Annotated in this window: 13 protein-coding genes and 1 pseudogene; 11 read left to right on the forward strand and 3 right to left on the reverse strand. The window is 69.8% G+C overall.

Going from position 1 to position 21491, the window contains the following annotated elements; all coding sequences use genetic code 11:
- Positions 1–390: 390 nt before the first annotated feature.
- From ACFVWD_RS08795 to ACFVWD_RS08845, 11 genes are all read left to right on the forward strand, one after another.
- Positions 391–3423, forward strand: coding sequence for a glycine--tRNA ligase (locus ACFVWD_RS08795; protein WP_389594693.1), 3033 nt, complete (start codon positions 391–393; stop codon positions 3421–3423).
- Positions 3424–3716: 293 nt separating this feature from the next.
- Positions 3717–6704 carry a BTAD domain-containing putative transcriptional regulator gene (locus ACFVWD_RS08800; RefSeq protein ID WP_389594608.1) on the forward strand — a complete coding sequence of 996 codons (2988 nt, stop codon included), beginning with the start codon at positions 3717–3719 and terminating at the stop codon, positions 6702–6704.
- A gap of 247 nt (positions 6705–6951) precedes the next feature.
- Positions 6952–7302: a hypothetical protein gene (locus tag ACFVWD_RS08805; RefSeq protein ID WP_351428660.1), complete on the forward strand. Its 351-nt coding sequence runs from the start codon at positions 6952–6954 to the stop codon at positions 7300–7302.
- Positions 7303–7528: 226 nt separating this feature from the next.
- Complete coding sequence (locus tag ACFVWD_RS08810) at positions 7529–8710, forward strand: radical SAM protein (protein WP_266640849.1); 1182 nt, start codon at positions 7529–7531, stop codon at positions 8708–8710.
- Positions 8707–9567: a radical SAM protein gene (locus ACFVWD_RS08815; RefSeq protein ID WP_389594609.1), complete on the forward strand. Its 861-nt coding sequence runs from the start codon at positions 8707–8709 to the stop codon at positions 9565–9567. Before ACFVWD_RS08810 ends, ACFVWD_RS08815 begins: the two co-directional genes overlap by 4 nt.
- A 7-nt stretch (positions 9568–9574) precedes the next feature.
- The gene (locus ACFVWD_RS08820; protein ID WP_389594610.1) at positions 9575–10384 is read left to right on the forward strand and encodes an aldo/keto reductase family protein; all 810 of its coding nucleotides are present in this window, start codon (positions 9575–9577) and stop codon (positions 10382–10384) included.
- Complete coding sequence (locus tag ACFVWD_RS08825) at positions 10371–11054, forward strand: phytanoyl-CoA dioxygenase family protein (protein WP_075029620.1); 684 nt, start codon at positions 10371–10373, stop codon at positions 11052–11054. The genes ACFVWD_RS08820 and ACFVWD_RS08825 overlap by 14 nt, the downstream gene beginning before the upstream one ends.
- Positions 11051–11737 (forward strand): phytanoyl-CoA dioxygenase family protein, encoded by a 687-nt coding sequence (locus ACFVWD_RS08830; protein ID WP_079174205.1) that lies wholly within the window; start codon positions 11051–11053, stop codon positions 11735–11737. The genes ACFVWD_RS08825 and ACFVWD_RS08830 overlap by 4 nt, the downstream gene beginning before the upstream one ends.
- A 60-nt stretch (positions 11738–11797) precedes the next feature.
- Positions 11798–12991: a cytochrome P450 gene (locus ACFVWD_RS08835; RefSeq protein ID WP_389594611.1), complete on the forward strand. Its 1194-nt coding sequence runs from the start codon at positions 11798–11800 to the stop codon at positions 12989–12991.
- A 179-nt stretch (positions 12992–13170) separates the two neighbouring features.
- The gene (locus ACFVWD_RS08840; protein WP_389594612.1) at positions 13171–14421 is read left to right on the forward strand and encodes a YcaO-like family protein; all 1251 of its coding nucleotides are present in this window, start codon (positions 13171–13173) and stop codon (positions 14419–14421) included.
- A 3-nt stretch (positions 14422–14424) separates the two neighbouring features.
- Positions 14425–15600 (forward strand): TfuA-like protein, encoded by a 1176-nt coding sequence (locus tag ACFVWD_RS08845; RefSeq protein WP_389594613.1) that lies wholly within the window; start codon positions 14425–14427, stop codon positions 15598–15600.
- A 136-nt stretch (positions 15601–15736) separates the two neighbouring features.
- Here ACFVWD_RS08845 and ACFVWD_RS08850 read toward each other — a convergent pair.
- From ACFVWD_RS08850 to ACFVWD_RS08860, 3 genes and pseudogenes are all read right to left on the reverse strand, one after another.
- Positions 15737–15968 (reverse strand): annotated as a pseudogene (locus tag ACFVWD_RS08850) (transposase); the annotation flags it as partial.
- 486 nt (positions 15969–16454) lie between these two features.
- Positions 16455–18575 (reverse strand): SWIM zinc finger family protein, encoded by a 2121-nt coding sequence (locus ACFVWD_RS08855; protein ID WP_389594694.1) that lies wholly within the window; start codon positions 18573–18575, stop codon positions 16455–16457.
- Between the two features lie 44 nt (positions 18576–18619).
- Positions 18620–21478, reverse strand: a complete 2859-nt coding sequence (locus ACFVWD_RS08860; RefSeq protein ID WP_389594695.1) for an SNF2-related protein — start codon at positions 21476–21478, stop codon at positions 18620–18622.
- Positions 21479–21491 lie beyond the last annotated feature (13 nt).

The raw sequence follows: 21491 nt of genomic DNA on the forward strand, positions 1-21491 counted from the left end.
GGAAAGGTTCCGCATAAACGTCCACACTCATGGTCGCATGAAAATCGACTGGAAGAACGGCGGCCCGGAAAGACTAGTGGATTCCCTAGATCTTCGAGTTCCCCGCCCCGTTCGGGCGCCGGGCACGCGCACCTCCGGCCGCGGGACGCGGCCGGAGGTGACGGGGCCGTGGCGACGGCCGCCGACAGGTCTCGGCCACTGGGGGGAACGCCGGCCGGCCCGCTCGGCCGGTCGCAATTGGCCCGGACGTGGCGCCCGTTGGCTCCCCGGCGATGCCGAGCGGAAACGCCCTGATTGGTAGACTCCCGCAGGCCATGGTCTCCTGAGCCTCAGCCGGGAGATGCTCTGAGCATGTGCCGTATTCGTGGAGGAATGATCTCGGTGTTGACGATGCAAGAAGCACTGCTGGTGCTGAACAAGTACTGGACCGAACACGGGTGTCTGGTCGTTCAGCCCATGAACACCGAGGTGGGTGCGGGCACGCTCAACCCCGCTACGTTCCTGCGGGTCCAGGGACCGGAGCCGTGGCGTGTCGCATACGTGGAACCGAGCGTCCGGCCCGACGACTCACGTTACGGCGAGAACCCGAATCGGCTGCAGACCCACACGCAGTACCAGGTAATCCTCAAGCCCGAGCCCGGAAACGCGCAGGAGCTTTTCCTGGGCAGTCTGCAGGCATTGGGCATCGACACGGCCGCACATGACATTCGCTTCGTCGAGGACAACTGGGCGTCCCCGGCGCTGGGCGCCTGGGGGCTCGGCTGGGAAGTATGGCTCGATGGTCTGGAGATCACCCAGTTCACATACTTTCAGCAGGCAGGCGGCATCACCCTCGACCCGGTGTCCGTCGAGATCACCTACGGCATGGAACGCATCCTGATGGCGCTTCAGGGCGTCAATCACTTCAAGGACCTCAAGTACGCGCCGGGTGTCACCTACGGCGAGGCGTTCGGCCAGGCCGAGTACGAGATGAGCCGCTACTACCTCGACGAGGCCGACCTGGAGACCCAGCGGAGCCTTTTCGAGGCCTACGCGGGCGAGGCGCGCCGCATGCTCGACGCGCGCCTTCCCGTTCCCGCGTACTCCTTCGTCCTCAAGTGCTCGCACGCGTTCAACGTGCTCGACGCGCGGGGCGCCATCTCCACCACGGAGCGGGCACGTTCCTTCGCCCGGATGCGCGGGTTGGCCCACGAGGTCGCCGAGTTGTGGGTCGCGCGGCGCGAGGAACTCGGTTTCCCCCTGGGCCGCGTGTCGAGCAGCGACTCCGCCCCGGCCGACACCGCGGTGAGCGAGGCTCCGGGCCCGGCGGCGGCCGCGGAACCCGTCGGGGCCGAGCAGGGCACGGTGACCCCGCCGGCCGAACCGGGGCCGGCCACCCTCGTGGTCGAGATCGGCGTGGAGGAGATGCCGCCGGCCGAGGTCACCCGGACCTCGCAGGCGGTGCGCACCGCGTTGACGGAGAAACTGGGCGCAACCCGGCTGGGACACGGTGAGATCAGGGTCGACGCCAGCCCCCGACGCGTGGTGGCCACCGTCCTCGGCGTGGAACCCCGCGAGGCCGACTACGAACAGACCGTGCGCGGGCCCCGGGTCTCGGCGGCGTTCGACGCGGAGGGAAACCCCACCAAGGCGGCCATCGGCTTCGCCAGGAGCAACGGCGCCGAACCGGCGGACCTCGGTCGCGTCACCGTCGGGGCCAACGAGCATGTCGCGCTCACCCGGCAGGTCGTCGGGCGCTCGGCAGAGGACGTCCTCTCCGCTCTCCTCTCGGAGGTCGTGACCGGACTTCGCTCCGAGAAGAACATGCGGTGGAACGCTCCGCGGCTCTCCTTCACCCGTCCGATCCGCTGGATCATGGCTCTGCTGGGAGAGCGGGTCGTCCCTTTCACGGTGTCCAGCCTGACGTCGGGACGTACGACGCAGGTTCACCGTGACGCGGTGCCTCCCACGGCGGAGGTGCCGACGGCCGACGGGTACCTGCCCTTTCTGAAGGAGCACGGAATCCTCGCGGACGCCGCGGAGCGGCGGCGCCTCGTGGTGGACGGCGCGGCGCGACTCGCCGAGGCCGTGGGCGGACACATCCAGACGGAGCAGTACAGCGCCCTGATCGACGAGATCACCAACCTGGTCGAGTCCCCCACCCCGATCCTCGGGAACTTCGACCCGAAGTACCTCACGCTGCCCGCGGACATCCTCGTCACCGTGATGCGCAAGCACCAGCGCTACCTTCCCGTGGTGGACGCCGACAACAGCATGCTGCCCCACTTCGTCGCGGTGGCCAACGGAACGTGCGACCACGACGTCGTCCGCCACGGCAACGAGGCGGTGCTGCGCGCCCGGTACGAGGACGCCTCCTTCTTCTGGAAGGCGGATCTGGAGACCCCGCTGAGCGAGATGAGAGAGAAGACGCACCTCCTCACGTTCGAGGAGCGTCTCGGCTCCATGGCGGACCGCGCCGACCGCATCTCGGCCATCGCCCGCCGGCTGGCGAAGGTCATCGGCCTGTCCGGCACGGACCACGACGTCCTGGAACGGGCCGCGGCCCTGACCAAGTTCGACCTCGGCTCCCAGATGGTCACCGAACTGTCCAGCCTCGCGGGCATCATGGCGCGCGAATACGCCGTGCGCGCGGGCGAGAGCCAGGCGGTGGCGCAGGCCCTCTACGAGAACGAACTGCCGCGTTTCGCCGGCGACGCGTTGCCCGAAACCCTGCCGGGGGCCCTGCTGGCCCTGGCGGACCGGCTCGATCTGCTGGTCGGACTCTTCGCGATCGGGGCCGAACCCACGGGCAGCTCGGACGCGTTCGGGCTGCGCCGCTCCGCGCTGGGCGTGGTCAACATCCTCCTCAGCAGGAGCGACCTGGCCGCGATCAGGCTCGGCCAGGCGCTGGCCGTCGCGGCGGAGCACCAGGCCGTCACGGTCGAGCAGAAGCATCTGGAGGACGCGGCCCAGTTCGTGCTGCGCCGCTTCGAGCAACAGCTGATCGAGCTGGGGCACTCCACCACCGACGTCCGCGCGGTGCTGGTGCGCGGCGACTCGCCGCGGCTGGCCACGCGGACTCTGGAGGAGCTGGAAGGCCTGCAGGGTGACGACCGGTTCGCCACCGTTCTCGCGGCGTTCCAGCGGGTACGGCGCATCGTGCCGGCCGGGCTGGAGGCGGTGTACGACCCGGAGCAGCTCCATGAGCCCGCCGAGCAGGCTCTGCACGCCGCCCTGGTCAAGTGCCGGCAGGTCCTCGACGGGGAGACCTCGCTCGTCCGCTTCAACGCGGAGACGGGCGAGCTGGTCGACGCGGTGAACATCTTCTTCGACGACGTCCTGGTGATGTCCGAGGACCCCGCAGTCCGGGCCAACAGGCTGGGCCTGCTCGCCGGAGTGCGCGACCTCGCGGAGGGCATCGTCGACTGGGAGTCACTGGTCTGAGAGGTCCGGCCGACCACTGACGGTTCATGAGCGGGTGCCCGTACGGGCACCCGCTCATGTGTTCCCCGGAGCCGGTCTCCCCTGCCCCGCAATCCGGGCGGCCTCACGTTGTATACACATTTTCGAGGATGAATCGACGCGACTGATAGGCTGGTTGCCAGCCGACGGCGGTCGGCTGGCCACTTCAGCGCACAGGTGATCGATCCAAGCGTGAGCCGATCCCCACGGTGAGTTCGTGACCATGGTGGTGACGACGGCGTTCGGAGTGGTCGGGCAAGGAGGGCCTTGGCGAGGTGACGGAAGAACTGCTCTTCGCCGTTCTCGGGGCGGTTCGTGCATACCGGGGCGACGCGGAACTGCACCTCGGTCCGCCCCAGCTCCGGGCCATGCTGGCGGTCCTGCTCCTGCGACCGGGGCACACCGCGTCGAAGACACAGCTGGTGGACGCGTTGTGGGGTCCCACGCCCCCCAGCAAGGCCACCACCACGATCCGCACCTACGCCTGGCAGTTGCGCAGACTCCTGGAACCGGACCGCTCCACGCCGAGCGTGCTCGTGTCGGTCGGCGACGGCTACCGCCTGGTCGTCCCCCCGTCCTCGCTCGACGTGGGGCAGGCCGAAACGCTCACTCGTGAGGCGGCGCAGGCACGTGCCTCGGGCCGGCTGGAGGGGGCGAGCGACAGGCTGGTCCGCGCACTCGACCTGTGGCAGGGAGAGACTCTGGCCGGAGTGCCCGGCCCCTTCGCCATGCGGCAGCGTGACCGGCTCGAGGAATTACGCATCGCTCTGCTGGAGGAACGTTTCGACGTCGACCTGGCCCTCGGCCGCCATCGCCAGGTCATTCCCGACCTGGCGGACCTCACGGCCATACACCCCCTGCGCGAGCGTCCGTACGGCCTGTTGATGCGCGCGCTCTACGGGGCGGGCAGACAGGCCGACGCGCTCGCGGTGTTCAGCGGTGTCAGAAAGCTGCTGCTGGAGGAGCAGGGCATCGATCCCGGGCCTGAGCTGACCGCCGTCTACCGGCAGGTCCTGGAGAACGATCCGGCCCTCTCCATAGCGGCCGTCGAGGAACCCGCGGTGCCCAACGAACCGAAGCCGGCCGAGCCCCTCCCCGCGGCCGCCCGGGACCGGGAACCGCTGCCCGTTCCGGCACAGCTTCCGCCGCTGCTTCCCGACTTCGCCGGCCGCACCGACGCCGTCAGCGACATGCACACCCTGCTGACGACGCCCGGACGGCGAGCACCGACCGTCGTGGCGATAGCCGGGATGGGCGGCAGCGGGAAGACCTCACTGGCCTTGTTCACGGCCCACGGCGTACGGCACGCCTACCCGGACGGGCAGCTCTACGCCGATCTGCGTGGAGCGGACGACAACCCCGCCGAGCCCGCCGGCGTCCTGACGGGGTTCCTGCTGTCGCTGGGCGTCGCCGCCGAGGCCGTACCAGAGACCCTCGAAGACCGTTGCAAACTCTTCCGTTCGATGCTGGACGGCCACAGGGTGCTGATCGTCCTGGACAACGCACGTGACGCGTCGCAGGTCCTGGACCTGATGCCCGGATCGGTCGGCTGCGGAGTCATCATCACCGGCAGGTCCCGCCTCTTCGGTCTGCCGGTCACCAAACAGCTCAGCATAGACACCTTCAGGCCCGAGGAGGCCCTCTCGCTGCTCGGCGCGGTCATCGGGCACGAACGGCTCGACGCGGAACGGGAACAGGCGCTCGAACTGCTCCGGCTGTGCGGATTCCTGCCGCTGGCCATCCGGATCGTGGCCACCAGGCTGGCGTCCCGGCCGCGGTGGGCCATCGCGACACTGACCGCCCGGCTCGCCAACGAGCAGCGACGCATCGAGGAACTGCGCGTGGGTGACGTGTCGATCCACGCGGTCTTCGAACTCGGCTACCGGCAACTGCCGCCCGAGCAGGCCCGCGCCTTCCGGCTGCTCGCCGTCCCGGGGGCCCTGGACTTCGGTCTGCCGGTGGCCGCGGCCGCACTCGCGACGGACGAGGAGACGGCGGAGGAACTGCTGGAAGCCCTGGTGGACGCCGCCATGCTGGAGTCCCCCGAACCGGGCCGCTACCGCTACCACGACCTGCTCCGCGCCTTCGCCCAGTGCGCGGAGCCGGAACACCAGGACGACACCCGGCAGGCCTTCGGCAGACTGCTCGACTACCTGCTGGCCACCGCGTGCAACGCCTTCGCGCAGGCCGTGCCCGGAGACCCGGTGGCGAACTCCCTCGGCCCGCTGCGGTCCCAGGGGCTGCACTTCGGCGACGTCCACACGGCGCGTTCCTGGATCACCGGCGAGATCGGACTGGTGACGGCGGCCGCGCTGCACACCGTCGGACGGCGGACGGAGCCCTACGACGGCCAGTTGCGGACCGCCGTCGACCTGCTCATCGCGGTCAGCCCCTTCTGCGCCGACGTCCGGTTCGAGGGGCTGCGGTCCGCCGCACTGGAGCTCGCGCGGGAGGCCGAGCTAAGGGGCGACCAACGGGTTCTGGGCCGGGCACAGTTGCTGTGCTGCAGCATCGCCCTGCAGGCCGCCCGCCCGTCCGACACCGAGGAGCACGCGCGCCTGGCCGTCACGGCGTCGAGGAACACGAAGGACACGGTCATCCTCCGGCAGGCGCTCAACAACCTCGGTGTGGCGGTCATGTTTCTGCATCGATACGACGAGGCGGTGGAGTGCTTCGACGAGGCGATCGCACTCGCCCGTGTCCTCGGCCACAGGTCCGGCGAGGCGGCGACCACCATCAACGCGGCGCTCGCCCGCGTGCGCAGCGGCCGGGCCGCCGAGGCGATCCCGGCCTGCGAGACGACGCTGGTGACCCTGCGTTCCATGGGCGACCTCCCGGGGATCGCCTACGCGTTGTACGTGCTGGCTCTGGCGCTGCACGAACACGAGCGGTTCGACGACGCCATCGCCCGCTACACCGAGTGCCTCGCGGTCTGCCGGTCCGCCGGCATCCGGGGGCGTGAGGCCCACGCCCTGTACCGGCTCGCCGAAACCCTCCGCAGGACAGGGCGGTACGACGAGGCGGTGCGGTACGCCACCGAGGCCGTGGCCCGGTGCGAACAGATCGGAGCCGTACGGGACCACGCCTACGCGTTGATGGTCCTGGGCCGGGCCGAGGCCGATCGCGGCGGCATCGACACCGCCCGTGTCCAGCTCGGCAAGGCGCACGAGCTCTTCACCGGTCTCGGCCTGCCCGATGCCAACGATGTCAGCCAGATCCTCGATCATCTGCCGGGCGGCTCCGCACCGACGGACGAACCGTGACGGTACCGGTCGCCAGCCCATATCGCCACATCGCGTCACGTCACTAAAATCCCCCTCGCGATGGAGCGGGAATACCGAAAAGGCGAGGCGCACGTCGAATATACCAGGGATGAACTACGTATATTCCCCGGCGTGCGAGAGTGAGCGCCAGCGGTCTCAATATGCGCACAAAAAGCCGTGGAGCAATCAGTAATTCAGCTCCGGGGCAGCGCGGACCGAATTCGGCCCTTTCTTAGGAGGCGTTTGAATGCCCAAACCTCGCGAACAGAAGGACAACCACCTCATCTACGCCGACGCCGTGGGGTCGCGCGGTAAGTCGGGCGTGTGGTTCGGCGAGCGCGAAGACTTCAAGACCAAGCAGGTCAGCGTGATGGACGCCGTCAAGGAGCGGATCGAGTGGGTGCCGGTCGAGGACGCCGTCATGGCGATCAGCCTTGACCCGCCCGGCATCGTTCTCATGGCGCCCAACCCGTCGCTGCCCGGCATCATCGTCCTCGCCGACGGTGCGACGTCCGAGAACACCGAGCATCTCAAGAAGCACTACACCGAGATCGTTCAGGGTGTCCTGAAGGACGCGAACATCGCGCAAGAAGACTGATCGATCCATCCTGCTGCGGTGTCATCGGCAAGCGACGGTGGCACCGCAGCGGGCTTCTCGCTGTGCGGTTCGTTCCGACGCATGGCTGGTTCCGTTTCTTTAGGAGTTCACCGTGACGAACGATGCCGATCGACTCTGGAACAAGTATTTGCTTGTCGCTCAGGGGGCGGAGGGTATTGTTTTTGATCCCGTCTCCCTGGGGAGCGCGAGTCTCACCGCCGATGAGATGAAGCGGATCCGCGACGACGAGCCCCAGATCCTGGCGGAGATGAAACAGCTGGGCTTCACTTCCGAGCCGCCGGCCGCACCTCAGCGTGATCTCATCTTCGACCGGCTCAACGGGCTGGGGATGACCGGAAAGCCGCCGCGGATCAGCGGATACCGCATCGTGGTGACCGACCGCTGCAACATGACCTGCACGTACTGCTTCGTGGACACCAACACGGGCGCCGACGACATCACCATCCCCGACCTCCGCGAAGGGCTCGAGTACCTCTTCGAGCAGAACGCCGGCCAGGAGGAGGTCACCATTCAGTGGTTCGGCGGTGAGCCGACCACCCGGTTCGACCTCATGCAGTACGGAGACGAGTACGCTCTCGAACTCGCCGAGAAGCACGGCGTGGGGCGTGTGCAGTTCACCGTCGTCACCAACGGTGTCCTGATCAAGGACCCCATGATCGAGCACTTCAAGAAGTTCAAGTACGGCGTGGGCGTCTCCTTCGACGGGGCTCCGGACGACAACAAGGTCGAGCGGTTCCTGCTGTCGGGCAAGCCTGCGGACCAGCGGATCCACCGGAACATCCAGCGGCTGATCGATGCCGGGGTGCACGTGGGCTGCAACCTCACCCCCACGCCGATCAATGTGAGCAACCTGCCGGACACCGTCGAGTACGTGCTGTCCCTCGGCATCAACTTCATCTACGTCAACACCCCCATTCCGATCTCCGGCCGCTGGCACGTCGACGGCGAGGCGCTGTGCCGCGCGGTGTTCCGTTCGCGGCTTCTGGCGCTGTCCCGCGGTGCCATGCTGTTCTCCTCGCTCGACCGCATCTATCAGGCCCTGGACACCCGCCTGCCGAAGATGTACGAGCACATCCAGCAGGACGGCGGCCTGAACGCGGCTCTGCTGTCCCGCGGGCGCATCTCCATCCTCGACCTGAACTGGCGCGACGACTCGTTCGTCTTCCCGATCAGTCAGCTTCGGGAGCAGCCTGAGCTGCTGGCGGGAGCCGCCAAGAACCTCCTGCCGGCGAAGCAGTGCGGAGAGTGCCCCGCCGCCGCCGTCTGCGGTGGTCCGTCCCGCAACGACGTCTCGCTCCGGAACAACCCCGAGCCCGATCCGCAGATGTGCGACTTCTTCCAGGTGGGTCTCGAACTCGCCCTGACCGACCAGACGGGGTTGCAGTGACCGACAGCCTCGGAGCACTCCGCGGAGTGCTCGTGTCGACCGCCGACAACTGCGAAGTGAACTGCCGGTTCTGCTTCCGGGCCGATGTCGGACGCGACGTCCTGAGCCTCAACACGTACGCCCGGGCACTGTCGCGGCTCCACGAACTCGGCGTTGACGAGCTGTGCTTGTCCGGCGGCGAGCCGACCGACCACCCGGAGTTCCGTCAACTCGTGCGCGTCGCGCTTCAGTTCGGCTTCCGCACCTCGGTGGTCACCGCCGCCAGGACCGGCCCGCGACTCGATGCCCTCGCCGGTGTCGCCGGCATGCTCAGTCACGTCACCGTCTCCGCCGACAGCCGTAGAGCGGACGAAATCGGCCGCACCGGCCGCACGATCTCCTCGACGCCGAAGGTCTTCGAGGCGTTGGGACACCATCGGGCGAGCCTGCATGTCACCGCATACGAGCTGGACGAAGACGACCTGAAGGCCATCGTCTCGGTGGTCGAGACGGCCGATGTCCCGGTGGAGGTCAGCCCGCTGCTGCCGTCGCCGACGTTCCGTTTCGAGAATCCCCACCTCAAGCGCGACCTGGCGTTGATCGACACCTTCTTCGGCATGTCGGAGCAGCTGAGGACAGTGGTGTCGGACTACCACGAGTGGCTGCGCGGCCCGGTCGTCCGATCCTGCCAGTCCGCGCGGCTGTACCTGTCCGCGGACGGCTTCCTGCGCCGCTGCCCCTACGACAGCTCTCAGCAGGTGTCGGTCTTCGCGACGCGGCAGGAGATCGGCGAGGCGCTCGAGCAGTCGTTCTGCGAACCACCGACCACCGGTCTGGCCTGCATGGCGATCTGCCGTACGGAATCCCACGAAGGGTGAGTTGTCCATGAACACGATGCAGGATCAGCCGTCCGTGGTGATCGGCACCATGCGCTGCTCGGGGTCCTTCAACGGCCTGATGGTGCTGGGCCGCGACGCGGACGAGGGCCGGGAGTTCGTCGAGGGTGCGATCGCCCAGGGCTTCACCACGTTCGACACCTCGCCCGTGTATGCCCGCGGGAGAGCGGAGGAGGACCTCGGCGCGCACCTTCCCGGCGACGCGTCGGTCTGGACCAAGGTCGGGATCGACACCACCACTCCCCTGCCCACCCTGGACTACAGCCTCGAAGGAATGGCCAAGTCGCTGCAGGGAAGCCTGAAGCGGCTCGGGCGGGACCACGTCGAGGTCGCCTTCGTGCACAATCCGGAGCCGAGGCGGGTGTCGGACATCGACTTCGCCGGGTTCGCCAGGCACTGCTCACGGACGGGGCAGGCGGATCTGGTGGGCGTCAGTGTGCTGCTGCCGGACGTGAGTCTGCCGCAGATCGCCGGCAGGCTGCCCGCCGGCAGCGTGGTCATGTGCGAGGCGGACCAGCTGGATCCGCAGGACACGAACGTGACGCGCCTCCTCGCCGACTACCGTCTCGTGGTCCGCAGTCTCTTCTCGGGCGGCTCTCGGCTGCGGGCGGTACCGCCCGAGCGCAGGGCGGAGGAGATCGCCGCCAGGATCTCCGAGATCCACGAGATCTACCGCCCCGAAGCCGTGGTCATCGGCCCTCGGACCAAGGAGCAGCTGGATGACTACGAGGCGGGGCCGGCCTGGCTCACGTCCGCTGCTCGGCACTCCGCACCCGGGCGGTCCCATGTCACTCGATGAGGCGGAGGTCGCGCAGCAGCTGCGGGTGTTCGGATTCGCCCGCCTCCGGGGGGCCGCCGCGGACACCGTGGAGGAACTGCAGCGTGCTTTCGGCCGGCTGATCGATCTGCCGGCGGACGGTACGCCGAACGAGAGAGTCACCAGGTTCGACGCCCTCAACGAGATGCCCGAGCTGGGGCTGATCTCCGGATCGGCGTGGGTGGGCGCGATCTGCGGGGCGTTCTTCGAACGCAACCACCAGGTCATCACCAGCGATGCCAACGCGCTCGTCGGCGACTCGTACTGGCACTCGGACGGTTTCTACACCACGCCGTTCCTGCGTTTCGTTCTGTACCTGGACGCCACCGCGCACGACACGGGTGCCCTGCGTTTCCTTCCCGGTTCACATCGAGCCGACAACGGCTGGCTCGGGGAACCGACCCAGCACGTCATCAGGCACGGGGAGGACCTCGGTCTCACCGGTGGCGACGTTCCGGCGGTGGTCGTCGAGTCCGAGCCCGGCGACGTCATCGTCTTCGACACGAACGTCCTGCACTCGGCATGGCACGGCGACATACGACGGCAGCTGGCGTTCAACTGTGTCGGTGACCCAGTGACCGAGACCGAGCAGCGCGACACGCGTCGCTACTTCCTCAACCGCTACGTCTCCGGATCGGTGTCAATCGGATGAGACTCACCTCTTTGTCGGTGACCGACGCCGAGGTCACCCGCTTCAGGACGTTCGGGTTCCTCCACCTGCGCGGTGTGCAGAACGACGTCGTGCCGGCCGTCGCCGACGCCTTCGAAGACGTCTTCGAGAACTTCCCGCAGGTCGGCCGACAGGGGCGTGCGGGCGTCGCCCGGATCGCCGAGCGCAGCGAGGTGCTCCAGAAGGTGCTCCTGGCCGACGACCGGTGTCCTCAGGTGGCACGTCGGCTGCTGGGCACGGATGTCGTCTACGTCGGCGGCGACGGAGTCCGCTACGACGGTGCCACCTACTGGCACCGGGACGGGAACCACCGCGCTCTGCGGCTCCTCAAGATCGTCCAGTATCTGGAGCCGCTCGACGGCGACACCGGAGCGCTGCGGTTCATTCCCGGCACCCACCGCAGAGGCGGGAGCTGGGACTCGTTCGCCGCGGAGATGGAGAACCCGATGCGTCGCCTCGGGATGCGGCCCGAGGAGGTGCCGGCCTTCACCGTCGACTCCTCCCCCGGTGACCTCATCGCCTTCGATCCGCACTCCTACCATGCGTCGTTCGGCGGTGCCGACAAGCGGCGGCAGATCACCACAACGTATGCGGCCGTGCCGGAGTCGGCCGAAGCGCGTCAGGAGCTGACGAGCTATCTGCTCGCCGACCGATCGCTCCTGTAGCCCCTCCCCCGGTACTCCGTCAGGCTTATGAAGCGCGTGAATTGAACGGGTTGGTTTGTGATGGACAACGTAACGGCGGAGACCACGGTGCCGCAGATCCCGACGGACCGGGAAGCGGAACCGGTCAAGTGGTTCGACGAACTGCGTGAGTCGCACGGTGTGCACTGGGACGAGAACACGAACACGTGGTACGTGACGCGATACGACGACGTGTACGACCTTCTGCCTGATCCCCGGCTCGGCGCCCAGGTGGAAACCTACTGCCCGCCCTCGCTGACGGAAGAGCAGGAGAACACCTACTGGCGGGTGACGGAGTTCATCGACCGCTGGCCCGTGTTCTCCGATCCGCCGCGGCACACCGGTATGCGGCGTCTGCTCCTGCCGCTGTTCACGCCCGCCGCCGTTCGGCAGATGGTCGCCGCGATGACAGATTCCGTCGCGGCGACGAGTCCCACGGTGACGCCTGACAGGCTGTTCGCCGATGTCGTCAGGCCGGCTCTGGCAGCCGGCCTGAGCGATCTCCTGGACGAGGAGCCGGACGGCCTGGCACAGCTCGCGGACTGCGCCACCCGGATCCTGGCCGTAGGGCCGATCGAGACGTACGACCCCGGCATCGGGCGGCTCGCGGAAGAGGCCCTGGACGAGCTGACCGGGCTCGTCGCGCAGCGCTGCGCGGCTCCCCGGGGGGTCCTCGCCTCGGCGCTGAGCCGCGCTCTGTCCGACGGGACGTTGGATCTTCTGGACGCGACCGCGATATACGCCCAGCTGGTGAGTGGCGCGCTGGAACCCACCGCGGCGGCTGTCGCACGCCTGTTGGAGGCGTTGACCGGCCCGGAGAGCGCCGCCGTCGACCTGAAGGAAGACGTCGACGGGGCCGTGGACGAGGCGCTGCGGCTGGTCACACCCTTCCACTTGGCCACCAGGCGCGCGCTGTCCGATCTGACCCTGCACGGTCACACCGTACGGGCCGAGTCGCGCGTGGTCCTCGTACTCGTGGCGGCCAACCGCGACCCGAGGCGGTTCGCCGACCCGGGCACCTTCCGTGCGGACAGGACCGGGGCTCGCCATGTCGCCTTCGGGCGGGGCCGGCACGCGTGTCTGGCCGCCGGACTCACGCGGCAGGTCATGAGGGAGATGATGCTGCAACTCGCGTCGACCGGCCTGTTGGAGGAGCTGCCTCGGCTGACCGCGGTGTGGAAGGGGGACTTCGGGGCGCGTTTCGCCGACGACCTCGTGGTCACGCGGGACGCCTGAGGCAGGCCCCAGGGGCGCGGACCGGGCCGTCGCGGTCCTCTGTGCCGTGACGAGCGCCGGCAGGGCCGTGTGGACCGGCGACCGTCGCCCCCTCGTCGGCCCGCTCCGCCGGCTCCTGAACCGCAGCGACGCGGCGGTCCGCGTTCCCGTCGATCCCCGCTTCCAGATAAGGCATCGCGATGATGGTCGAACCGAACAGCCTGACAGCCCTGCGCCCGGACAGCTTTCAGCCTGATGCGGAAAGCTCGGAGGCCGGACACGCCAGAAGTTTCGAGGAGACGTGGGACTTCCTGAAACCACTACTGCCCCGCGTCCCCGTCACGCGCGTGTACGACACCACCCCCCTGGATTACATCAGCTCCCCCGTGTGGTCGGCCGTGACCCCTCTGGCCAAAGACCTGATGGTGAGCGCGGGAAAGGGGGCGACGCCGATCGCGGCGAAGCTCAGCGCCGTCATGGAGGCGATCGAGCGCGTCTCGGCCGAGGAGATTCCGGCCCGCCGGATCGTCAGGGGTTCCTACGAGGAACTCGCTCCCGCCGCTGCGGTCGACCCGGAGGACTTCAGCCTGCCGCAGGACACGACGTACCGGCCCGACGCCGTTTTCTCCTGGACGGGAGCGTACGACCTGGCGCAGGGGGGCCATCATCTGGTGCCGACCGACCTCGTCCTCAATCCCTCCACGGAAGGCATGACGGCTCGGATCGAGACCAACGGACTCGCCTCCGGAAATACGTATTCAGAGGCGGTCCTCCACGCGGTCGGTGAGCTTGTCGAGCGCGACGCGGTGTCGGAGGAAGCGTTCTACTCCGCTCACCACGACCCGGTTTTCTCTCCTCGTCGACCTTTGAGGGTCATATCTCCGGAGTCGGTTCCAGCCGGAACCGCGAAGGAGCTCATCGACGCGCTGACCGGTCAGGGTCTGGTTGTCCGGATACAGGATCTGACCAACGTGATCGATATTCCGGTCATCCGGGTCGTCCTTTTCGACGACGGCTACTTCGGGCAGGAGGGCAAGGTGACCTACTTCCCCGGGTACGGGGCCGACCTCCAGCCCGAACGGGCGCTGCTTCGCGCTCTCACCGAGGCGTGCCAAGGTCACGCCAGCTTCGCCACGGGTGCGCGAGAGGTGTTCGAGACCGGGCGCGCGCGGCGCAGGCCGGCCGAGCTGAAGCGGCTCGGCTCTCTTTACCGGAACCCCGGCTCCCTGGCGTTCCCACAGGCCAAGGACGGCAGCGGCAGCATCCTGCAGAACATACACACGGTCGTCGGCCGGCTGCGGGACGCAGGACACGAAAAGTGCCTGGTGACAGAACTTACCCGCGAGGATCTCGGCGTGCCGGTGGTTCGTGTCCTGGTTCCGGGCCTCGCGTCTCCCTACGGTGAGAGTTCGCGCACCCCTACCCTCCGCCTGCTGGAATCGGTGATCTGAGCCATGAGAACCACCATATTCACCGGGCCATCCCTGCCGCCGGGCGAGGCACGGGCCCTTCTGCCGCAGGCGCACGTCCTTCCCCCCGCGAAACGCGGCGACGTCTACCGGGCCAGAGAAAGCGGAAGCTCCCGGATCCTCATCATCGACGGATCGTTTTCGCAGGTGCTCCCGGTGTCACCGCGAGAGGTCGTCGAGGTGGCTCGCGACGGCGCTCAGATCGTCGGGGCGTCCAGTATGGGGGCCATACGGGCCGCGGAATGCTGGCCCGTCGGCGTCCACGGTGTCGGAGCCGTCTACAGGATGTACCGGTCCGGCCTCTTCGATTCGGACGACCCCGTGGTGGTCGCGACGGATCCCGACGACGACCACTCGGCGGTGAGCGTCGCCCTGGTCAATATCCGCGCGGCGATCAGAAAGCTGTACGGTCTCAAGCTGATCACCCGGTCCCAGGGTGTGGAGCTTCACCGGGTCGCCGCCGAATCGTACTATCCCGACCGGGTCTGGCGGCTTCTGTTCAAGAAGGCCGGGATCGACGACCCGAGTGGCGTGATAGGTGAAGTCGCAGCCTCTGTCGACATCAAGAGGGTGGACGCACTGAGGGCTGTTCGCTTTCTTTCGCTCCTGCCCGACGGGGCACCTGCCGATGGAACCGACCGCCGATTCAGCCAAGGGCCGCGATACTCCTCGCACGACCCGCTTCTCGGCCACAGCCGTGAAGAACTCGATCTGTCACTCCCTCCGTTCATATTCGGAACCGGCCGGTATCAGAAATACATCCGGTTCCTGCTGGCCGGACAGCTCGATTTCGCAGGACTGACCACCGGGAGCGAGTCGAAGCTGTCCCGGAATTCCTCGGTCGAGCCGGCTCTCGCGGGCCTCTTCCTGGACATTCCGTCACTGTCCGCAAACCTGATGGACAAGATTCATCATTTCAGGCAGTTCGAGACGGAAGTGATGCTGTGGCATGCGGTTCACCGGCTGAAGGATCACAAGACGAGCCGCACGGAGGTGACACCCCCGCATCAGACCAAGGTCAGGGACTCGATAGCGAAGGCCCACGGCTATGACAACTGGGACGCGCTGACAACCGACTTGCGTGACGACGCTCTGCCCAGCGGGGTCCCCCTCGACTGGATCGAGGAAGCCTGTCACGACTTGACTCTCGCCAGGTCCTGACACCCCCAAAACCGCCGGGCGGCGACACCGACGGAGGCCGGCGACAGGAAAGCGCGGACCTCTGGAGGTCGCCCGCCGCCCCGAGTCCGGTCAGCGCGCCCACCGGATCCAGGTCGGAGGTGCCTCTGAGCCACCAGCGGACGTGAGATGGGTCGAGGACCGCACGGGACAGGTCGACCAGGTCCTCCTCGTCCAGGAGCTGGAGAACTTTCTGGTGCAGCCGGCCCCAGACCCCGGCGCGGGACCGGATGGCGAAGCGGCGGTGCACGGTCGACTTCGATACTCCGAAGCACGGTGGCAAGGTCCGCCAGGCGCAACCGCTGACGAGCAGGCGGCCTCGCCAACACCCACAGACCGTCCGGAACGATCCATCCCCAACGCCCCTCCCCGTGCCCAGCCCAACAATCAACTGACCATGTAGGACACGGTCTTGGACGCGTAGGCGAGTGCAATCGCAAAGCAGGCGCACCCCGAGAGCGTCACAGGGACACGGACCGCATGAGGCGCCGACCGCATCGTGCCCGACAGCGCAGCCGATCTCACGACGAAGCCGCACCGGCCCCACCAGGATGGTCCTCGGCGGGGCCTCGCCGTATCACCCGCCTGTCACACAGCCATCACCAACTGGGCATGCCTTCCGGGACCAGGAGGCCCTGACCTGTGGTTTCATGCCCGCACCGGACTGACGTATACGCCCCTGGACGGTCTTTACAACACCGCGGCTGTGGGCGCGGACATGGGCCCCGGGTGTCCACTCCGCCCACACCGGCCCGTCACATGTTCACGAACGTGGTCAGCCTGCCTGTGGTGACTGACCGGGGTGCCGTGTGACTCGGTCGGCGCGGGCGGGCGGGTCAGAGCTCGCCCGGTGCGCCGAGGCCGGTCAGGGCGCCGACCGGGTCGAGGTCGGGGGTGCCCCGGGGCCACCAGTCCTCGTGGCCCGGTTCCGATTCGTAGGCGTACCAGAGGCCGTCGTGGCCCAGGCGGAGCTGGGCGTGGCCGCGGGGGTGGGTGAGGTGGTTGCGCCAGGGGCGGAAGGCGGGGAGGTCGGCGGCGAGGAGGAGGGGGCGGGCGCGGTCGAAGCGGCCCGCGGGCGGGTCCCAGGGTTCTTCGAGGACGGTCAGCCCTTCGAGGCCGCCCTGCCGCCAGGCGGCGACCGCGCGTGCCAGGTCGGCCGGGGTGCGGCCGGCGGCGGAGGCCAGCGAGGAGTACAGGGCGCGGGTCGCGCCGGTGAGGCCGGAACCTGGGCGGGCGGCGGCCAGCCGTACCGCGTCCTGCCAGAGCGTCAGCTCCGCGACCGGGTCGCGGCCCGTGGTGAGCAGCGCGTGCGCGCGGGCGGCCGCGTCCGTGGCGAGCTGGTCCAGTGCGAACGGGTCGGGGCCGCCCGGCGCGCCCGGGTACGTCGGCGGCTGTTCGGGGTGCGCGGGGCCGGGCAGCGGCGCCGGGAGGGGCGGCAGCGCCCGGCGCGCGAGGGCGTCACGGGCCCGTACACCGGGCAGCGGCGCCGACTGGTGTTCCTGGGCGGCGCGGGCCGCGCGGGTGGCGTTGCGGCGGGACAGCGCGTCCAGCAGGTCGCGCTCGCCCCTGCCGCGCAGCAGAAGCAGTACGAAGGGGTCCTCGTCGAGCAGACGTGCCGTCTGGTAGCAGAGGGCGGCGGCGTGTTTGCAGGGGTGGCCGTAGTCGGGGCAGCTGCACTGGGGTGCGAGGTCGCCGGGGCCGGGGAGCAGGTCGACTCCGCAGTCCGCGAGCGACTTGGGCATCTCCTTGTCGAGGAGCGCCGCGATGTGCCCGGGGCGCTCGGCGGCCGCGTCGAGGAACCGGTCCCAGTCGCCGTCGCCCAGCGTCCGCAGCCGGACCTGGACGCGGTACGGCCGCGGGCGGCTCCCGTGGACATAGGCCAGCACGAGTCCCGGTGTGACGGTGATGGCGTCGACGTGCCCCTGGTCGGCGTACGCCCGTCCGCGCGCCAGCCGCGCCGCGTCCAGGGCTCCCTCTTCGAGGGCGCTCACCCAGGCGTTGCCCCACCAGGTCTCCGCGAAGGTATGCGCGTCCGCGTGCGAGGTGCGGGCGGGGAGCGCTTCGAACGTGCGGCGCAGCTCGCCGTCACGGCGCGGGGAGGCCATGGAGCGTGGCAGGGCGGCGGCCGACGGGAGCATGCTCGGCTCGCCGAGCCGGGGGTGCGTCGGGTGCGTCGGGTGCGTCGACCTGCGGTGCCCCTTCTCGGCGTAGGGCTCGGTGCCGGTGCCGGTGTCGGTGTCGGTCTTGGCGTCGGGCTCGGTGTCGGTCTTGGCGTCGGGCTCGGTGTCGGTCTTGGTATCGGGCTCGGTGTCGGTCTTGGTATCGGGCTCGGTGTCGACGTGCGCCGGACGTCCGGTGGCGGTTGCCTCGCGCGGCGTTTCGGAGCCGGGCAGGTCGAAGGCCTCCGCGAGCACCTCTCGTACGTCCCGGACCCGGCCTCCCCGGTCGTGGTCCCGTCGGTCGCGCCGGGCTCGCGAAGCATCCGACGCGCGGTCGGCGGACCGGTGCGCGCTCTCGACTCCCTTGATTTCCGCCGCCGTCCGCGCCTGTCTGGCCTCCGTGCGCGCCGCGCGCAGTGCCTCGCGGGCGATGTCACCAGGACGCGTGCCGGTTGCGGGCACGTCGGCGGACGGGGCCTCCGCCGTCTCCGCTCGGGCGGGAGGCCGTACCGGGCCGGGTTCGGCACCTGAGTCGGTCTCCGGATCCGGGACGGTGACCGCACCCGAACTCGGGCCCGGGTGCGGATCGCTCCCCCGCGTGGCGGCCCGGCGCAGGGCCTGCCTGGCCACGTCGCCCGGTCGGGCCGCCGGGGAGGTCACGCCGTCGGACCGCGAACCCTGCTCGTCGCCTGCCGCCGCCGCCCGGGTGTCGCGCTCCCGCGCGGCTCGCAGCGCGCGACGCGCCACGTCGGCGGGGCGCGGCCCGGCCGCCGGACGTGACGGCTCGGCGTCCGGCACGTCCACGCCCCCGGTCACCGGTCGCGTCTCCTCCTCGGCACCGCTCACGACGGCCTCCGCAGTGACACCAGGTCCGACAGCTCGCGGTCGGTCAGTTCGGTCAGGGACGCCTCTCCGGAGCCCAGGATGGCGTCGGCGAGCGCCCGCTTCGCTTCGAGCATCTCGGCGATGCGGTCCTCGACCGTGCCCTCGGTGATGAGGCGGTGGACCTGGACGGGCTGGGTCTGCCCGATGCGGTAGGCGCGGTCGGTGGCCTGTTCCTCGACGGCCGGGTTCCACCAGCGGTCGAAGTGGACGACGTGGCCCGCCCGGGTGAGGTTCAGGCCGGTGCCCGCGGCCTTGAGGGACAGAACCAGGATCGGGGTGGCCCCGCTCTGGAAGCGGTCCACCATGTGCTCGCGTTCGGCGACCGGGGTGCCGCCGTGCAGGAGCTCCACCGGGACGGCGCGCGCGGCCAGGTGGGCGGTGATCAGTCGGGCCATCCCCACGTACTGGGTGAAGACCAGCGCCGAGCCGTCCTCGGCGAGCAGTGTGTCCAGCAGCTCGTCGAGCAGGGCGAGCTTGCCGGAGCGGGCGGAAGGTCCGTGGGCGGCCGCCCGGGCGTCCTCCTTCAGGAACAGCGCCGGGTGGTTGCAGATCTGCTTGAGGGAGGTGAGGAGCTTCAGGACCAGGCCGCGGCGGGCGATGCCCTCGGTCGTCTCGATGGCGAGCATCGACTCGCGGACCACGGCCTCGTAGAGGGAGGCCTGCTCGCGGGTCAGGGGGACCGGGTGGTCCGTCTCCGTCTTGGGCGGGAGCTCGGGGACGATCCCGGGGTCGGACTTCTTGCGGCGGAGCAGGAAGGGGCGGATCAGCCGGGCGAGGCGGGCGACCGCCTCCTCGTCCTCGCCGTTCTCCACGGCGCGCGCGTGTCGGGCCCGGAAGGACTTGAGGGGGCCGAGCAGGCCGGGGGTCGTCCAGTCGAGCAGGGCCCACAGCTCGGAGAGGTTGTTCTCCACGGGGGTGCCGGTGAGGGCCACGCGCGCGGGTGACGGGATCGTCCGTAGGGCCTTCGCCGTCGCCGAGTAGGGGTTCTTGACGTGCTGGGCCTCGTCCGCGACGACCATGCCCCACGTCTGCTGGGCGAGCCGGGGCGCGGCCGAGCGCATCGTGCCGTAGGTGGTGAGGACGAAACCGCCGTCGAGGTCCTCCAGGGTGCGGTCGGGGCCGTGGAAGCGGCGGACGGGGACGCCGGGCGCGAAGCGGGTGATCTCCCGCTGCCAGTTACCCATGAGCGATGCCGGGCAGACGACCAGGGTGGGTTCGCCGCGGTCCCGGCGCAGATGCAGGGCGATGACGGTGATGGTCTTGCCGAGGCCCATGTCGTCGGCGAGGCAGCCGCCGAGGCCGAGCGAGGTCATGAGGTCGAGCCAGGCGAGGCCCCGCAGCTGGTAGTCCCGCAGCCGGGCCTGGAGACCCGGGGGCGGGTCCACGGGGGTGATGCCGGCCGTCAGGCGGTCGCGCAGCGTGGCGAGGGCGCCGACCGGCACCGCCTCGACCGTCTCGCCGTCGACCTCCGCGGTGCCGGTGAGCGCCACGGACAGGGCGTCGACCGGGTCGAGCAGGCCCAGCTCCCGCTTGCGGGCCTTGCGGACGAGCGCGGGGTCGACGAGGACCCACTGATCGCGCAGCCGGACGACCGGGCGGTGGGCCTCGGCGAGGGCGTCCATCTCGGCCTCGGTGAGCGGGTCACCGCCGAGGGCCAACTGCCAGCGGAACTGGAGCAGTTCCTCGCTCTCGAAGAATCCGGTGCCGTCCGTGGCCGAGCCGGGCGCGGGGCGCACCACCGCGGCGGCGCTGAGGTCGTGGGCGAGGTCGCGGGGCCAGTGGACGGCGACTCCGGCCGCGCCGAGGCGGGTCGCGGCGATGCCCAGCAGGTCGGAGAGCTCCTCTTCGGAGAGTGCGAGGACGTCGGGCGCATCCTGTTCGGACAGGCGGTCCAGGGGCGGCCAGACGCGGGCCGCGCGGCGCACGGCGAGCGCCGCGTCCACGCGCGCGCGGGGGCCGAAGGCCGTGTCGGCGTCGCCCGACCACAGGGCCGCGGCGTCGACGACGAGGGTGGGGTCGGCGAGGCTGTGCACCTGGACGACGGCGGCGCCCGCGCGGTGCGCGTCCTCGCCGTCGTCGAAGAGCTGGTACGCCGACAGGTCCAGGCGGAGCGAGATCCGTACGCCCGCGTCCATGCCCGCGGCGACCTCGGCGGCCCAGTCGTGGGCTCCGGGCAGCCTCTGCGGCTCGCTGGCCGCGAAGGGTTTCCCTGAGGTGTGGGGAGCGGCGGGGGTGCGCGGCAGGGTGTCGGCGACCGCGTCCAGGAAGGAGCGCATCAGCGCTTCCGGGTCGGGCAGCCGGAGGGGGCCCTTGCCGGGGAGCGGGACGGCATGCCCTTCGTACGGGAGGGCGGCGGCCACGGCCCGCAGGTGGGCGATGTCGTCCGGGTCCAGTGGGCCCGCGCGCCAGGCGTCGTGGCCCTCGGGGGTGAGCCCGGGCAGCAACCGGCCCCGCGCGACGAGCCGCAGCGCGTGCAGCGCGGCCGCGCCCCAGCAGGTCGTGGCCGGATGCGCTGCGCGGTCGTGGCGGGCCCCGGCGAGCAGCGGGAGCGCCTCGGCGATCGGCAGGGTCAGCGCGGGGACGGTGCCGCGGCGGGCTCCGGAGCCGTGCGGTCGTACCACCGTCAGCTCGGTCGGCTCGGCGGACGTCGTGCTCTCGGCGGGCGGCACGCTCCCGGCGCCGTCGCCGGACGGCAGCGGCCCGCCCTCCGGGTCCCAGAAGGCGACGCGCCCCTGACGGGGCACGGGTGCGGGCAGGAAGACGGCGGCAAGCCGCACCGGCACGGCCGTATCGGTCCTCACGGCCTCGTCGCCCATACGTCCGGTCACC

The organism is Streptomyces sp. NPDC058086 (assembly GCF_042885015.1).
Taxonomy (GTDB): Bacteria; Actinomycetota; Actinomycetes; order Streptomycetales; family Streptomycetaceae; genus Streptomyces.

Bases quoted from the DNA above. Each gene is read 5' to 3' on its own strand.
- ACFVWD_RS08805 (WP_351428660.1), top strand. From the start codon at position 6,952: ATGCCCAAACCTCGCGAACAGAAGGACAACCACCTCATCTACGCCGAC.
- ACFVWD_RS08820 (WP_389594610.1), top strand. From the start codon at position 9,575: ATGAACACGATGCAGGATCAGCCGTCCGTGGTGATCGGCACCATGCGC.
- ACFVWD_RS08860 (WP_389594695.1), bottom strand. From the start codon at position 21,478: ATGGGCGACGAGGCCGTGAGGACCGATACGGCCGTGCCGGTGCGGCTT.
- ACFVWD_RS08835 (WP_389594611.1), top strand. From the start codon at position 11,798: ATGGACAACGTAACGGCGGAGACCACGGTGCCGCAGATCCCGACGGAC.
- ACFVWD_RS08845 (WP_389594613.1), top strand. From the start codon at position 14,425: ATGAGAACCACCATATTCACCGGGCCATCCCTGCCGCCGGGCGAGGCA.
- ACFVWD_RS08840 (WP_389594612.1), top strand. From the start codon at position 13,171: ATGATGGTCGAACCGAACAGCCTGACAGCCCTGCGCCCGGACAGCTTT.
- ACFVWD_RS08830 (WP_079174205.1), top strand. From the start codon at position 11,051: ATGAGACTCACCTCTTTGTCGGTGACCGACGCCGAGGTCACCCGCTTC.
- ACFVWD_RS08825 (WP_075029620.1), top strand. From the start codon at position 10,371: ATGTCACTCGATGAGGCGGAGGTCGCGCAGCAGCTGCGGGTGTTCGGA.
- ACFVWD_RS08810 (WP_266640849.1), top strand. From the start codon at position 7,529: ATGAAGCGGATCCGCGACGACGAGCCCCAGATCCTGGCGGAGATGAAA.
- ACFVWD_RS08795 (WP_389594693.1), top strand. From the start codon at position 391: ATGCAAGAAGCACTGCTGGTGCTGAACAAGTACTGGACCGAACACGGG.